This is a genomic window from Saliphagus infecundisoli (genome assembly GCF_020177375.1).
Lineage (GTDB): Archaea > Halobacteriota > Halobacteria > Halobacteriales > Natrialbaceae > Saliphagus > Saliphagus infecundisoli.
Map to the genome: position 1 here is coordinate 1 of NZ_JAIWHV010000026.1, position 14,657 is coordinate 14,657.

Here is a 14,657-nt window from a genome sequence, read left to right on the forward strand (position 1 = left end):
GACGTATCTCTTGGTTCTGGGTCTATTTGCTCGCATCAGGTTGAGCTTGCGCAGTCTACACACCCCTTTCCAGTGCCCCTCGCAGTGGTCTCGCTCTCCCCAGCTTTATCAACTCAGAACGCAACAGATATATTGTATTCTCTATAGGTAGTATAAAACTCTTGCTGCCATGGGGGTTCGTAGATCTCAAAGCCATTTTACCGGAATTCTACCGTAATTTGGCATCGGTAGTATTTTGCCTTGATAACCAAGCTAGATGCTATCTGCATGTCCTCCCAGAAAGACCTGTTACTATTTGTGCTATTGAGCGTTATTTGGGGGTCGGGATTTGTCATTGTTAAGACCGGCCAGCAATACTTTCCTCCCGTGTTCTATGCTGCACTTTGTTTTGACGTTACGGCAATCGGTCTGTTCTTATACGTCCGGATTCAGGAGAATCAGTGGCGACCTAAGACCCGCCAATCCTGGTTCGCTATCGTAAGCATTGGCCTATTCACGATCACGATCTATAATACATTTTTCTTCATTGGACAGCGTAGTGCGCCCAGCGCAGTCGGAGCAATCCTTCTAAGTTTCATTCCTGTCCTCACTGCTATCCTCGCCCGGGGTCTCGTACCTGATGAGCGGTTCACCGCTGTGGATATCGGTGGCATACTTGTAGGATTGGTTGGGGTTGGACTCATTATCCGGCCGTCACCCGAGACATTGGCAACTGGCGATGTCGGTCGGCTATTGATTCTTGTGGCAGCAGCCAGCAATGCGCTTGGCGCAGTTCTCGTCCAGCGTATTGATCCACCGGAACCAACTTCAGTTATTCTTGCCTGGGCGATTCTACCTGGGGGCGTAGCCCTCCACTTGGTGAGTCTTTTTATTGTGAGAGAATTATATGAAAATATTATAATTACTCTCCATTCTGTCCTCGCTGTGGCGTACATAGCGGTCCTGGTGAACGTGATCGGTTATATAATATTCTTTACGTTGCTTAAACGCCGTGGAGCATTTGAAGTGAGTTTAGTCAACTATCTACAGCCTATATCGGCAGCTATTATTGGGTGGTTTGTTCTAAGCGAACAGCTTGACACAATAACCATTTTTGGATTCTTCGTAATACTCGCTGGATTTGCTCTCATGAAGCGGGATCAAATCCAAACCCTACTGCATTGATTGTCATATAGAATAGCTGTTGTTTTCCCGAATTCACCCTTCAATATCTATCGGAAGATATTCCAATTAACTCCCTGTCCATTAATAGTGGACAAGTATGTGACAAAACTGTCATAGTTCTGCAGTCGAATACGGGTTCATGGGCAAGGACTCACCACGGGATAACGCCGGCAAGCGGGTTAAGTCCACATTGACGCTGTTTACTATTATTGATGCGCTGAGGGACCTCAGGACAGCTGGAGTGTCCCAGCTCGCGGAAGAACTCGACATGCCGAAAAGCACTGTACACGTCCATTTGAAGACACTTGAGGAAGAAGGATACCTGGTCAATGAGTCCGGAAAATACCGCTTCAGCTTCCGGTTTCTCGAACTCGGTGGAGAAACGAGACACCAACTCGACACCTACCGAGTGTCCCGTGCTGAGGTGGATAATCTTCCGCTGGAGATCGAGGAAGCTGCTCACTTCGGAGTCGAGGAGCGAGGGCAACGGGTACTACTTTACTCGTCGGCTCGCGGTGATGGTGTCTACGATAACTCACCCGACGGCTACTATACCCACCTCCACTGGACGGCCATGGGAAAAGCTCTGTTGGCAGAACTCTCCGACGACCGCATCGGCAACATCGTTGATGAGCACGGCCTCCCAGAGGCGACCCAGCAAACGATAACCGATCGCGAACAGCTCTTTGAGGAGCTTGCCGAAGTTCGAAACCAAGGGTATGCAACCGAATTTGATGAACACCGTGAGGGACTTGGAACCATCGCAGCGACGCTTGATTCGGAGAAGACCGAAGGCGGTCCTGCATCGATCGGGATTTCGGGGCCCACGCGCCGGCTTCAACGGAAAAACGCGGACGGCGAACTAATTGATGCCGTCCAGAGCGCAGTAGACGTGGTGAATCTTGAACTCGAATATTACTAATTGACCTATCAATCCACTAAAGGTGGACAAAAAAACTAGTGTCCGAAAAGGTTCTTAACCTTCTAGCTGAGTACGCTCTCGCCGGTGGCCTCATCGTGGTGACGAGTGAACAGTTCGCCTGTAGTAGGGGCGCCGCTAATTCACGATCCCGAGTATAGCGCCGTCAAATCACACGTATTCAAGACGCTAATCGGGTTCCGGTATGGTCGTCTCACATCTTAGATTTCGTTCACTCATAGTAGACAGTGGAGCAGTCCTGCTCATTACACCTTCCTTCGCTGGCTGGGTTAGATAGGTCATCCCATACAGTTAGGATAGTGTCGCCTCTTTGGTGAGACGAAAATGATTAACTTTTCGTCCTCGATAGGCGTTTATCATATACTATTTTCTGAATGAGTTACTTTTCAATTCATTTGTTCTCTCAAAGTTCATCCTCTCTCGTTCGAAGCACCGTTTGGTGTGAGTGGACGCCACCTACCCTTACATATAATACACTTTAGTTAATATATTCTGGTTTAGTAAGGGCTCAACCAATTGGGAATATGAAATGATGCGGAATTTCGACCACTTGCTGATGTCTCCATTGCCAATAGATTGTGCCGTAAGCAAAAGAGCCTATTACACTCGTACAACTGTAATTGGAAGAATGTTTTATTTTGCGATTTTGAATATCGCTTACAATAATAAGTTTTTGCAAAATAATAAATTACTCGATCACATCATATAATAAAATATAGTTTTTCACTTGACTGACTGTGTTATGACAATACACAATGTTAAGAGGTGATGTGCTGAATTACAAATAATACAGTTCAGAGTGCCAAATCAGTAGCACCTTCGAAACTGAAAGATTCTCCTAACACAAAAATATATATGAAGTATAATTAATATTTCTCTCTCGTCCCCGTCTTTGAACGGGTCCGCCGCGAACACAACGTCACCGCACTTCAGGGTCATTCATCCCTACCGTCGGCAGCATGACCTCTCCACTCCTCAACGTCTTCCTCCCCCAATTGTTTGTCCAGCTTGTCCAATGTACAGGCGGAGCAGTCCGAGTGGCTTGAGGCTTGACCCGGAGGCGGTTTATGGCGGCTGTGTGGTATCCAATTCTCGGTGCATTCATGTTTCATCGATAAAATCAAACGAGTGAATCGACTCCTGTATCTGCGACAGCTTTATCACTCAGATTGGGTGACCTAGAGATATGACTCTCGAGGAAAACATCCGAGAATTAGAGGACCGTCTCGGAATGAGCCGGAGCGAGGAAGTCCAAGAGACCGGGCGGACTGTCGCTCGCCTCCAGGACTAATCTTACTCGAGGTCTTTGAGTTCGTCTACAAATTCGTGTTTCGTCAGTCCGTTAGCACCAAGCAACTCGGTCATTCCCGCTCGACCGACAGCGTTCTCGATGAAGTTGATCCACAGTTCTTCGTGCTGTCTTGCATACATTCTCCACTGCTCACTTTGCTGCAGATCTAACTCGTACTCCTCGATCGGGATTTCGAAGTTCTTCCTTCAGTCGGGGTTCGGCCGGCTCCTCGAAGGGTTTCAGAAGGAGTTCGGGGACTCAGTGAACAACTGATTCCGCCAAACCAAACAGGAAGCCCCGCCCTCATGGAGCGAACGGCACAAGCCATTATCGAGTAGGGTAGGGTGGAAGTCACTCAGTCTGGTAGCCGAGTTGGTTGTACCCACTCCGGGGCGGTGTGATACGGACTTCGAACCGGGATCCAGTTTCATTCCCCTCAGCGAGCACTATTTCCCACCCGTGAGCGTCTGCGATCGCCTCGACGATCGACAGTCCAAGCCCGGTTCCGGTTTCACTTGTAGAGTATCCGCGGTCGAACACCGTCTCGTGTTCGGACTCGGGAATCCCCGACCCGTCGTCGGCGACATAAAATCCTGGCCCGTCCTCGAGTGGACCAATCTGGACCGCCGTGGCGTCACCGTGTAAAATCGCATTGTGAAAGAGGTTCTCGAAGAGCGTTCGAAGCCGCTCTTCGTCGGCCTTGACGGTTCGGAGATCATCGACGGTCAGAGTAGTGTCCTCGGTATCGACGGTCTGCCATGCGCGTTCGGCGATGGTCTCGATATCGACCTGGATCGGATCGGTCACTAGTTGACCCTGACGGGCGAACATGAGACACTCCTCGATCAGGTCGTCCATGCGCTCGAGGGCATCGACGATGGGCTGGGCGTGCTGGCTGTCAGTGTCCTCTCTCAGAAGTTCCAGCCGGCCGCTTGCCACGTTCAGCGGGTTGCGCAGGTCGTGGCTGACCGTACTCGCGAACTCCTCCAATCGGTCGTTTTGTTGTTCGAGGAGCTGACGCTGGGCCGCTCGCTCGCGTTCGCGTTCGGCACGCTCGAGTGCAGCCTCCACATTGGTCGCAAGTAGTCGCGCGAGTGCCTCGTCGGTGTCGTCGAACTCACCGATGGTGGTGGTGCCAACGTTCATCACACCGTACTCGCCAAGCGGGAGGATCATTTCCGACCGGATCGACGTTTCGGGGTTGTAGACGTCCGCCTCGCTGACGTCGTCGTACGTGCGTGCGTCGCCGTTGACGAACGCGTCCCACGAGAGGCTGTTGCCCGGCTCATAGGTCGGTAAGTTTCCGATCGTCGCGTCGCTGTCGTCGGTCATCGCCGTCGGACGGAGAGTCCCGGTGTCCTCGTCGTACAACCAGAGCGCACACACTGAGAGGTCAAGCACGCGTTCGGCGGTCTCGACCGCGATCGAGGCGACGGCAGCGGGCTCCGTGGCGTCCATCATCTTCCGGGTCCACTCGTGGAGGTCGGCGAGCACACGCTCGCGACGCTTCTGTGTCGTGATATCCGTGTACACCCCGAAGGACTCGGACGCCTCGCCGTCCAGCGTCGCGTTCCGGAAGAGGAACTCGCGGTTCTCCCCATCGGCCGTCCGACGGGTGAGCTCCCGGACGATCTGTTCGCCCCCGATCACGGCGCCGTCAATGGCCGCCGCCTCCTCGTGCTTCTCGGGTGGCACCACCAGATCGTTCAGTGGCTCGCCGACCGCTGTCTCCGCGGGATAGCCGAAGGTGGCTTCGAACGCGTCGTTGATCGACTCGACAATCAGTTCACCTTCCGCATGGTCGACGAGGACCGTCGGATCGGGGATGTTCCTGAAGAGGGTGGCAAAGCGCTCACGTTCGCGTTCGAGGGCACGCTTTCGTTCCTTTCGGTCGGTGATGTCCCGAACGACGCCCACCAGCCGGTTCTCATCGACTCTCGTAATCGAGAGTTCGTGAGGAAACGTCGTGCCGTCGGCGCGCCGCCCGATTGCCTCCCCACGCCAGAAGTCGTTCGGCCCGAACGCCGGCAGGATTTCGTTTTCGATGCGTTCGCGTTCCTTCTCGGGGTACAACGTCCGCCACGGCCGGCCGATGAGGTCGTCGGGCTCGTCGTAGTCGTGCATCGCGGCATAGGCCTCGTTGACGTACGTGAACTCGCCCTCGTCGTCGATGATAACGATCCCATCGATCGAGGTGTCCATCGCCGCAGCCTGGGTTGCCAACCGCTCCTCGCGTTGCTTGCGCTCGGTGATGTCCGTGTAGATCGCGTAGCCGGCGATCGGGTCATCTTCACCCGCCTCAGTTATCGAGGCGTTCCGCAGGAGGAAGGTACGCCTTCCGGTCGCAGTCTCGCGCTCGATCTCCACGTTGACGGGATCACCCGCCTCTGCTTGTGCCGCAATATCGCGATACTCCGCCATAGAGTCAGCAGGAACGATCGCCTCGGAGATCCGATCGCCGACGACCTCCGCCTCGTCATACCCGAAGATCGATTCGAACGCCGGGTTGACAGCCTGGATCCGTCCTTCTTCGCCGTCGTATTCGTATCGGTATACTGCATCCGAGATGTTCTCGAACAGCGCACTCAGCCGATCGTGCTGACGCTCGCGTTCGCGTTCGCGCTGCCTGCGCTCGGTGATGTCTTCGGAAACGAGGACGGCCCCTCGGAACTCCTCGTCGTAGGGAAGAAGGGAGATGTGAATCCGCAAAGTTCGTTCACTCGTTTCGGGAGGCGTGATTGTGATGTCATATTGGCCAGTGGTCCGGTCTGACTCCTCAGATAACAGGTCGCTCAACACCGCTTCGTAGTTGGCGATGGCAGTCTCGGGGACGATCCCTTCTTCGATCAACGAGACGAACGGGTCTCCGGTGAGGTCCGCAACGCTGTGACCGACGAGCTCGCCTGCGCGCTCGTTACACCAACTGATCGTCCCTTCGGCGTCGAGTACGTATACGCCAACCGGGGCGGCCTCAACGGCCGTCTCGTACCGTTCGAGGTCGCGTTCGTGCTCCGTGCGGTCAGTAATATCCCGGATCACACCCGATACGCCTGTGTAGGCCCCGTTGTCGGTTCGGAGTACCATATGATCCTCACAGGGGATACGCTCACCATCGGCCGTCCAGAGGTCGAACTCGAGATAGGTCTCGTCGTGATTGTCTCCCAATAGCTCACGGACGCTGTTCTCGAACAATTCAACGGTCTCGGCGTCCTTGAGAATTGAGACGTCGCTGTCGAGCAGTTCGTCTCGATCGTAGCCGGTCAGGGTCACAAACGAATCGTTGACGAAGGTGAACTCCCCCTCGCTATCGACCGTATAAAGAGCGTCATCGATGGTCTCGACCAGTCGTTCGTAGCGTTCGAGGCGCTGCTCGGTGCGGCGAGCTTCGATTGCGTGTTCGACTCGGTTTGCAAGTACCTCGTACTGCTCACTGCCGGCCGCCCTGTGGAGATAGTCGGTGATGCCCAGCGAAAAAGCCTCGCTAGCGATCCCCATGTGTTCTTCGTCGGTGAACAAAATAAAGGGGATTCCGGACTCGCGCTCGGCCACCGCTTTGTACAATGCCAGTCCGTTCATCACAGGCGCGTTGTGACCACTGACGACGCAGTCGATGTCGCTCTCCTCGACCAGTTCAAGTGCCGCTTCCGTCGTCGTTGCAGTCGTAGTCACGAGGGCATCGCTTGCGCGCTCGACGCATGCGGCTGTAGTGTCGGCTACGCCGGGATCGTCGTTGACGAAAAGGACGGTTGCCGTATCGTTCATGAAGGGAGTCACCGCTATGAGTTGCCTGGAATCTCCTTCGGAGTGACATAAATACCCCCGTCGGACGACCGAGAAATGGGGCGGGGAATGCAATGACAGGACTAGACACGTGCGGTATGTGGGCGTATATTGTGAATCACTGTAGAATCGCTGAGCCTCTCGTGGGAGATGACCCGGGTGAGTGCTCACCTGATCTCCGCTCTCGCGACACTTTCATGGGAGCTGGTCCGAACCACGAAGCATGGCCACGGCGTCGCTTACAACGGTAGCAAGGCGAAAGCCCATCGGCTTTAGCCGTGGGATGAAGCCGACAACTGGGAAGCTATCCACGTACGTAGCCACGGCTGGGGTTAGATGTTAGCATAACATCTTTAGGTGAGACTCTTCTATATACTGACGATGCCTCGTGGGTTCGACCGGGAGCGTACTAGCATCCACAAACTCCGGTACCACTTCATCTGGTGTCCGAAATACCGCAAGTCGGTACTCGAAGGCGAAGTACGCGACCGGTTGGACGAACTCATTGAGGAGAAAGCCGACGAACTCGACTTGGAGATACTGGAGGTGGCGATTCGCCCCGACCACGTACACCTGTTCATCACGGGCGACCCGACGCTCGCTCCGAACAAGATAATGCAACAGGTCAAGGGATACTCCTCGCGCCACCTCCGCGACGAGTTCGACTTCGACTTGCCATCGCTATGGACGCGCTCGTACTTCGTCTCCAGCGCGGGTGACGTATCCAGCGAGGTCATCGAGGAGTACATCGACGCCCAGGCAGGTGAATAGGCTATGCAACGGAACGTCTCGACCACGGTGCGGGTCAAACTCCACTTGCTGACCAACAGGAAGGCTGATCTACTCGCCCGTGAGTACGAGGCGTTCCAAACCGAGGTTCACGGCGGAGACGCCGACCTCTACTCCGCGACCAAACAGCAGGCGTCAAAAGTCCAGCGACAGAAAAACCCGAACCGAGACACCGAACAGCCTGTCGTTCTCCGCAACGACGTGTTCGACGTGGCCCACGACGAAGACACGGTGCTGTCGTCGTGGTGGGTAAAAGTCCCTGTCTACGACCCCGAACGGGGACGGGGCAACTCTCTCTGGTGTCCTGCCCACGTTCCCCACAAGGATGAACAACTCGTCCGCGAGGGCGATATTCGGGACAGCGAGCTGGTGCGCCGTGACGGTGACTGGTACGTGCATCTCGTCATCAAACGGTCTGTGACCGTCCAAGACGAGTACGACGACGTACTCGCCATCGACATGGGCGCACGGTGGGTCGCCACCTGCGCGTTCCTCTCCGACCGCAAGACCACCTTCTACGGCGAGGACGTGCGTCGCATCCGCGAGCACTACAAGCAGTTGCGGAAGTCCATCGGGAAGGCGAAACCCCGGCAGGGTCAACAGGTGGTCGAGCGTATCGGTGACGCGGAAGCGCGGAAAGTTGACGATCGCCTCCACAAGATTGCTCGGCAGATCGTGGCGGACGCCGAGGGACGGAACGCGGTTATAGTCGTGGGCGATCTTGGCGGGATTCGCAAGGACAACGACAAGGGACGGTACGTCAACGACAAGACCCACAAGATGCCGTTCGCCCGCCTCTTGAACTCCATCGAGTACAAGGCCCACGACGCAGGCATCGACGTACAGTTGATCGACGAATACGACACGTCGAAGACGTGCAACCGCTGTGGGTGTGAAGACGTCCGTGAAACACAGGGACGCTTCGAGTGTTCCGAGTGTGGGCTGGACGACAACGCAGACAAGAACGGTGCGCTGAACATCGGTAAACGAGCCTTGGGCAAGTTCTCGAAACCGCTGTCCAAGGCGGGGGCTGTACTGGCACAGCCCGAAACGCAGGTCATCGTCCACCGTGACGACGAACCTGCGAACCTCCCGCTAACTGTGGACTCAACCCCCAGTGGGGGAACCCCACGGCTTTAGCCGTGCGGAGGATATCAGGAGACGTGTCATCTGGGCGTATCCGGCAACGACTCGACTCGTCGAAGCGTTGCAAGCGATGCATGACGAAGGGATCACAAGCCCATCGCTTGTCGACCTCGTCGTCTGGTTGCACAGTCAACACCCGACGTTCACGATCGAACTGTTCCTCCGAGGAACTGAGGATGCCCGCCGTCGAGTATTGGACGAGAACGGTGTGTTACTGACAGAGGTGTTAAATGACGGGAGTGATTTTCACTCCCCGACAGTCTTTCAGCTGAAGGCGATGCTGTACCACGCGGGCATCCTCACCGAGCGGGGGGCAGAACCACATCGACTCGATCCGACGACTGACATCTGGGAATTGTGTGAACCTCTCTGATACTTGGATGGGATATACAGGAACCTCGAGTGGCCGAACTATTGTCGCTTCAGTCGTGAATCGCTAGATACTACCTTGGTCCATCTACCGGTCAAATCTAGCCGTTAATGGCTGAAGACCCACTATTGTTCGTCTCGAGATGGGTCATGAATCGGTCCCGTCCACAGAGACAATCCGTTCGTCCGCATCATCTGCTGTTTCGACCCGGACAGGGAATTCGACGTCTTGGGCGACTGGATAGGTTTTGTAACCCAGCGTCACAGGTTTTCTCTCACCGGGACCGACAGTTACAGTGCTGGAGTCAACGATTTCTCCACTAACGACGAGTTCGGCCTCAATTGTGGCCGTCTCCCCACCCGTGTTCTCAATGGTTGTTGTCACTGAGAGGAATTCGCCCCCCTCGACGGGATCGGACGTCTCGCGAATCGAAACGGTATGGCTGGCCTCTTTTCCGCCGGTCTCATCGTCCGCAGATGAATCGTCCTGCTCGGGGGGCATCAGCACCCACGGGTTCGCTTCAATCCCGATGTTGGATTCGGTGAGCACCCACGCATAGATGTCACAGCCGAGGCAGTGTCCATCGACTTCGATCGCTGCAGTATCCGAAGTTCCCGAAACCGAGGAGATGCCAAGCAGATCATCGACTTGATGAAGCCACCAGATAACACGGTCGAGATCACCATCGGGGGCAGCGACGTCAAGCTCGAGATACTGAGTTCCATCGAGAACCAACTTGCCAGTGTCTGGGCGAGCAGCCTCAACTGTTGGAGGTGCGGCACCGTCTTCGTCTACAGTAATGTTCCATCGGGCCGTGCGGTTTGGCTGCTCCTCACTGACGAGTGCTGTCGCTACCTCGTAGCTTCCCTCGGACTCGAAGGATTCCCACCAGTAGTCAGCACCTACATGAGCGTGATATGTAGCCGACCAGGGCCCCATCGAGAAGCCGGTATTCTTCCCATCTCGATACCAATGAGTCGACGCTTGTCCGTCCGGGAAGACGTCATCAACCTCGAACATGACTTGCGTCTCTGGGTGGATAGTCAGTTCTCGCCCAGGTCGAGCCGCTGAGGACTCGAGTTTGACAATCCCTTGCACCTCAACCCGGTGGGCAGTCGACTTTCCCTCGATTTCGAATCTGATGGGGAATTCGACATCGCGCTGAACCGGGTAGGTCCGATGCTGAAAGTCGAACGTATCGCTGCCACCGGGATCAAGGGAATGGCGTCTGGTGACCTGTAGTTCGTCGCCGACATAGATCTCGATCTCCGGCCGGGTCCGCGAAGCCGATCCCGACTCAATCATCGTGGTGACCTCGAGGAGACCTCCGCCTTCGACTGGCTCGTTTGTCTCGATGACGGAAATTGAGGGCGAAACACGAGTGGTGGCACTCGTGTTTATCCCTGCTGGCAGTGCCGCTCCAACCGCGCTTACGCCCACCAGATACTGTCGGCGATCCATGCTACTTAATGACGTTCTCGATATTGAAATACCCCCTTTCGAGCATGATGGTGAGTCCTCATATCGTGAGTGTTAGCCTGAACTACGTCCGCCCTACGCGTTTCGCGCGCTAAGAGTGGGGACTCCTCGTCCAATAACGCGACTAGCGGATAGATGCAGAACCGGTCGTCAGGGCTTTGCCCGAAACGTCTAAGTCATTATCTAGATAATCATTACCCAGAGTATGACCTTCTACAACCGGGGCGACGAGATCAACGCACTCCGGTCAGCGCACGAGTCGCCTGGCTACGCGTTTTTCGTCATCTACGGCCGTCGTCGAGTCGGGAAGACGGGGCTGATCAAGGAGTTTTGTGCTGATCAGCCGCATATCTACTTCTTGGCAGCACAAGAAGCCGAGGACCGCCAACGGGAGAAGTTCGTTGAACAGATCGCCGAGCATTTTGGCGATCGTGTTCCGCGTATCGACGGATGGGACGATGCGTTTGCTTACCTTGGGGAGAAACTCGACACCGAAGACGTAGTCGTCGCCATCGACGAATTCCCCTATCTCGTTGAGGAGAACGACTCGGTGCCATCATACGTTCAGGGGTTCGTTGACGAGCACCTCCACGAGACGGATTCGATGTTGATTCTGTGTGGCTCGAGCGTGAGCACGATGGAGTCAGAGGTGCTCGGTCACGAAAGCCCGTTGTACGGCCGCCGGACCGGACAACTCGACGTCAAACCGTTTTCGTTCACACAGGCACGAGAGGTCATTTCATACGATATCGAGGAGGCGATCTGTTCATACGCGATAACCGGTGGAACGCCGATGTATCTCACTCTCTTCGATTACGATCAGTCTCTTGCTGAGAACGTCCAATCACAGATCTTGTCACCAGCTGCTATCCTGTACAATGAACCGGAATTCCTGCTTCGAACCGAACTCCGGAACCCCGCTCGGTACATGAGTATTCTCGAAGCCGTCGCATTAGGCCATACAACACCGAACGAAATCTCAGGTGCGACAGGGATCAATTCGGGACCGCTGTCGAAATATCTGCAAACACTCCGCCGTTTGCGACTCATTGATCGGGAAGTACCTGTGACAGCGTCCGGTACGAAATCGAAACGCTCGCGGTACCGCGTTGCAGACGAGTTTCTGCGCTTCTGGTTCGGATACGTCGAGCCGAACCGCTCCAGTATCGAAGAAGCTCCGGATGTCGTTTACCAAGGAACCATTGCACCGGATCTTTCAGACCACGTTGCAGCCACATTCGAGGATATTTGCCAAGAGGTCGTCTGGGAGTTAGTCCGACGTGGCGACGTTGAGCCCTACTCGGAAGTCGGACGATGGTGGTACGGCGAGAACGAGATCGATATCGTCGGACTCGCACCGAACGATGACCGCATCCTGTTTGCTGAGTGTAAATGGACCTCGGAGCCAGTTGGACGGTCACTCATCCGGGATCTTCGAGAAAAGGTAGCGAACGTTCGGTGGGGGCCCAGTGACCGTAAAGAACACTTCGCAGTGTTTTCCAAAAGCGGCTTTGTCGATGGGATAGATCGCGATCTCGGTTCCAAGTGGTCACTCATTAGTCTCGAGGAGATTAATCACGTGCTTTCGTAGAGGATGCATCTAACACTCACATTCCGGTGAACGGATATCCCCTCCCAACTCATGAGACATATAGCCAGGTAGAGCAGTATATACTACAAAGGGCACCGTTTCGGATGGAGATCATCGAAAGGGCGTATGTCCGTTACCAGAGAGAACGTCTGGTAGATCACTGAACGTCGAAACCCGAACGTCGGGCTCTCGGTACGGCGTCTCTTCATCGTTTTCGATCCATACCGACGTCATATCGAACGTTTCGCCCATCATGAGGTCCTCGTTGTACTCGTCGCTGACGAAGGCAACTCGTTCATCATCTTCGGGAAGACACTCGTAGTACCCCTTTGGATGGGGTTTCGGCCGTCTCAGATCCGAGGAGACGACGAGGTCGTGAAAACAGTCGAGGACGCCATGCTCCGAGAGAACCGTCTCAATCCACGGACGAGCCATGTTCGAAAAGAGGACGAGCGTGTGGTCGGTCGCGAGCTCCCGAAGGATGCCAACGTGTTCCTCGGGAAACTCGGGATCGAGCCATGTCTTCTCGAGGTATTCGTGACACGCCTCGTGGGAGGCTTCCGTGAGCGTCGAAAGGAGATCGACGTAGTCCGCTGTGTTCTGGACGAATCCATCACGAAATGCGAAGTAGGCAAGCCATCCAGGATAGGGATCCGTTTCGGGATCGACGTCTAGAACGTGCGCCTGTTCGCGTTCGTCACAATGTTCGACGATAACACCGCCGTAATCTAAGACGAGATACATTGGATCAGTGTTTCACGAAAGGAGGACGCTCAGAATTCAAGCTTTCGCCGGAGTTGTGAGAGGAGCCCGCCTTGAAGATCGAATATCTGCTCCATCTCGGTGGATGTCAGTTCGAAATCGAAAACGTCGAGATTGGCTGCGAGATGATCGCGTGAGGACGCCTTCGGAATCGCTGCAACCATCGGTTGCTGGATGAGCCACCGGAGTGCGACCTGTGGGGCGGATTTTTCGTACCGCTGACCGATCGTAGCGAGCGTCTCATTTCCGACGACTGACCCCTTCCCGAGTGGGCTATAGGCGGTGAGCAGCACGTCCTCACTGACACACCACTCGAGGAGATCCGACTGATCAGTCATCGGGTTGTAGGGGATCTGATTCGCCAGGATCGGTGTCTCTGAGGCTTCGACCGCGTCTTCCAGCTGGGCAACCGAGAAATTGCTGACTCCGATGTGGCGGCCAACTCCCTCTTCCTGAAGGTGATTCAACGCCTGAACGGTCTCGGCCGTCGGGACGCTGGTGTTTGGCCAGTGGATCAACAGAAGATCGATGTAGCCGATATCGAGTTTCTCGAGGCTCTCGGTCGCCGAGGCGACCGCTTGGTCGTATTTGAGATTGGTCTTCCAGATTTTGGTCGTCACGAACAGTTCCTCGCGATCAACGGGAGCTCCAGCGATCGCGTCCCCGACTGCGGCCTGATTGGAATAAAACTCGGCCGTGTCAATGTGCCGGTACCCCATTTCGAGGGCGGTTTCGACGACAGAAGTGCACTCGTTCCCTCGAAGCTGATACGTACCGAGACCAATCGCGGGTACATCAACCCCTTGGGCGGTAACGTAATTCATAGTAGGAGGACGTTCCCAATCGCAAAGAGTACCTGGGGCAGATAGCTGCTGGCACGATCGCCCGCTCAGAGACGAATGGAATCGAGACGTGTAACCAGCTGCTCGCAAAACCATACGATAGGGACGATGACTGACCTCTCCAACTGGGGCGGTGGGATCGATAACGCTGAAGCCGACTCTGACGCTGGTTTAGTGGGGGGCGAGGGTGGTGAGAGCCAAGCAGTCGATGGGAATCGCTGTCGAGCGCTCACATCGAGCGGTCAGCGGTGTCGAGAGGGTAACTCACTGGATGCAGACGGCCTATGCTCCCAGCATAGTCGGGACCCCGATGTGATTACTATCGACGATGATCCAGCCTACCTGATCGGGGCGACGGTCGGAGATATCTGGCCGAATCCAGCAGAGAGTATCGATGGGTGGGACGAGATCAAGAGCGCACTCCAAGAGGTCAGCGACTTTCACTGGGAGTAGTACCCGGGATGAGCAACGGGTTGCTCAAGATCCATACTTCAATACGGGGG

Annotated in this window: 11 protein-coding genes and 1 pseudogene; 7 read left to right on the forward strand and 5 right to left on the reverse strand. The window is 55.2% G+C overall.

The genetic code is table 11. The annotated features are described in order from the left end of the window. Window positions 1-267: 267 nt before the first annotated feature. Together LCF40_RS18685 and LCF40_RS18690 are read left to right on the forward strand one after the other, a co-directional pair. Window positions 268-1,164: a DMT family transporter gene (locus LCF40_RS18685; protein ID WP_224829704.1), complete on the forward strand. Its 897-nt coding sequence runs from the start codon at window positions 268-270 to the stop codon at window positions 1,162-1,164. 139 nt (window positions 1,165-1,303) lie between these two features. Then, window positions 1,304-2,086, forward strand: coding sequence for an IclR family transcriptional regulator (locus LCF40_RS18690; protein ID WP_224829705.1), 783 nt, complete (start codon window positions 1,304-1,306; stop codon window positions 2,084-2,086). 1,311 nt (window positions 2,087-3,397) lie between these two features. Here the strand turns inward: LCF40_RS18690 and LCF40_RS23980 are convergent. Together LCF40_RS23980 and LCF40_RS18695 are read right to left on the reverse strand one after the other, a co-directional pair. After that, a complete protein-coding gene (locus LCF40_RS23980) occupies window positions 3,398-3,586 on the reverse strand; it encodes a DUF8172 family protein (protein WP_484593364.1) in 189 nt (62 codons plus the stop codon). Between the two features lie 160 nt (window positions 3,587-3,746). Continuing rightward, window positions 3,747-7,157, reverse strand: coding sequence for a PAS domain S-box protein (locus tag LCF40_RS18695; RefSeq protein ID WP_224829706.1), 3,411 nt, complete (start codon window positions 7,155-7,157; stop codon window positions 3,747-3,749). A 399-nt stretch (window positions 7,158-7,556) separates the two neighbouring features. Between LCF40_RS18695 and tnpA the strand changes: the two genes are divergently transcribed. The 3 genes and pseudogenes from tnpA to LCF40_RS18710 all read left to right on the forward strand — a co-directional run. Further along, on the forward strand, window positions 7,557-7,946 hold the full coding sequence (gene tnpA, locus LCF40_RS18700) for an IS200/IS605 family transposase (RefSeq protein ID WP_224829707.1): 390 nt from the start codon (window positions 7,557-7,559) through the stop codon (window positions 7,944-7,946). Window positions 7,947-7,949: 3 nt separating this feature from the next. Then, window positions 7,950-9,104: an RNA-guided endonuclease InsQ/TnpB family protein gene (locus LCF40_RS18705; RefSeq protein WP_224829708.1), complete on the forward strand. Its 1,155-nt coding sequence runs from the start codon at window positions 7,950-7,952 to the stop codon at window positions 9,102-9,104. Between the two features lie 13 nt (window positions 9,105-9,117). Further along, window positions 9,118-9,483 (forward strand): annotated as a pseudogene (locus LCF40_RS18710) (hypothetical protein); the annotation flags it as partial. Window positions 9,484-9,627: 144 nt separating this feature from the next. On the opposite strand, the gene LCF40_RS18715 reads toward LCF40_RS18710, so the two are convergent. Then, complete coding sequence (locus LCF40_RS18715) at window positions 9,628-10,941, reverse strand: hypothetical protein (protein WP_224829709.1); 1,314 nt, start codon at window positions 10,939-10,941, stop codon at window positions 9,628-9,630. 223 nt (window positions 10,942-11,164) lie between these two features. Between LCF40_RS18715 and LCF40_RS18720 the strand changes: the two genes are divergently transcribed. Then, the gene (locus LCF40_RS18720) at window positions 11,165-12,550 is read left to right on the forward strand and encodes an ATP-binding protein (RefSeq protein ID WP_224829710.1); all 1,386 of its coding nucleotides are present in this window, start codon (window positions 11,165-11,167) and stop codon (window positions 12,548-12,550) included. Between the two features lie 111 nt (window positions 12,551-12,661). Here LCF40_RS18720 and LCF40_RS18725 read toward each other — a convergent pair whose 3' ends face one another. Then, window positions 12,662-13,294 (reverse strand): HAD family hydrolase, encoded by a 633-nt coding sequence (locus tag LCF40_RS18725; RefSeq protein ID WP_224829711.1) that lies wholly within the window; start codon window positions 13,292-13,294, stop codon window positions 12,662-12,664. Window positions 13,295-13,323: 29 nt separating this feature from the next. Further along, entirely contained in the window at window positions 13,324-14,136 is an 813-nt protein-coding gene (locus tag LCF40_RS18730; RefSeq protein WP_224829712.1) for an aldo/keto reductase, read from the reverse strand. 330 nt (window positions 14,137-14,466) lie between these two features. Between LCF40_RS18730 and LCF40_RS18735 the strand changes: the two genes are divergently transcribed. After that, entirely contained in the window at window positions 14,467-14,607 is a 141-nt protein-coding gene (locus tag LCF40_RS18735; RefSeq protein ID WP_224829713.1) for a hypothetical protein, read from the forward strand. Window positions 14,608-14,657: the final 50 nt, after the last annotated feature.

What these genes read in the sequence shown, in the direction of transcription:
- LCF40_RS18685 (WP_224829704.1), top strand. Translation starts at nt 268, where the DNA reads ATGTCCTCCCAGAAAGACCTGTTACTATTTGTGCTATTGAGCGTTATT.
- LCF40_RS18690 (WP_224829705.1), top strand. Translation starts at nt 1,304, where the DNA reads ATGGGCAAGGACTCACCACGGGATAACGCCGGCAAGCGGGTTAAGTCC.
- LCF40_RS18695 (WP_224829706.1), bottom strand. Translation starts at nt 7,157, where the DNA reads ATGAACGATACGGCAACCGTCCTTTTCGTCAACGACGATCCCGGCGTA.
- tnpA (WP_224829707.1), top strand. Translation starts at nt 7,557, where the DNA reads ATGCCTCGTGGGTTCGACCGGGAGCGTACTAGCATCCACAAACTCCGG.
- LCF40_RS18705 (WP_224829708.1), top strand. Translation starts at nt 7,950, where the DNA reads ATGCAACGGAACGTCTCGACCACGGTGCGGGTCAAACTCCACTTGCTG.
- LCF40_RS18715 (WP_224829709.1), bottom strand. Translation starts at nt 10,941, where the DNA reads ATGGATCGCCGACAGTATCTGGTGGGCGTAAGCGCGGTTGGAGCGGCA.
- LCF40_RS18720 (WP_224829710.1), top strand. Translation starts at nt 11,165, where the DNA reads ATGACCTTCTACAACCGGGGCGACGAGATCAACGCACTCCGGTCAGCG.
- LCF40_RS18725 (WP_224829711.1), bottom strand. Translation starts at nt 13,294, where the DNA reads ATGTATCTCGTCTTAGATTACGGCGGTGTTATCGTCGAACATTGTGAC.
- LCF40_RS18730 (WP_224829712.1), bottom strand. Translation starts at nt 14,136, where the DNA reads ATGAATTACGTTACCGCCCAAGGGGTTGATGTACCCGCGATTGGTCTC.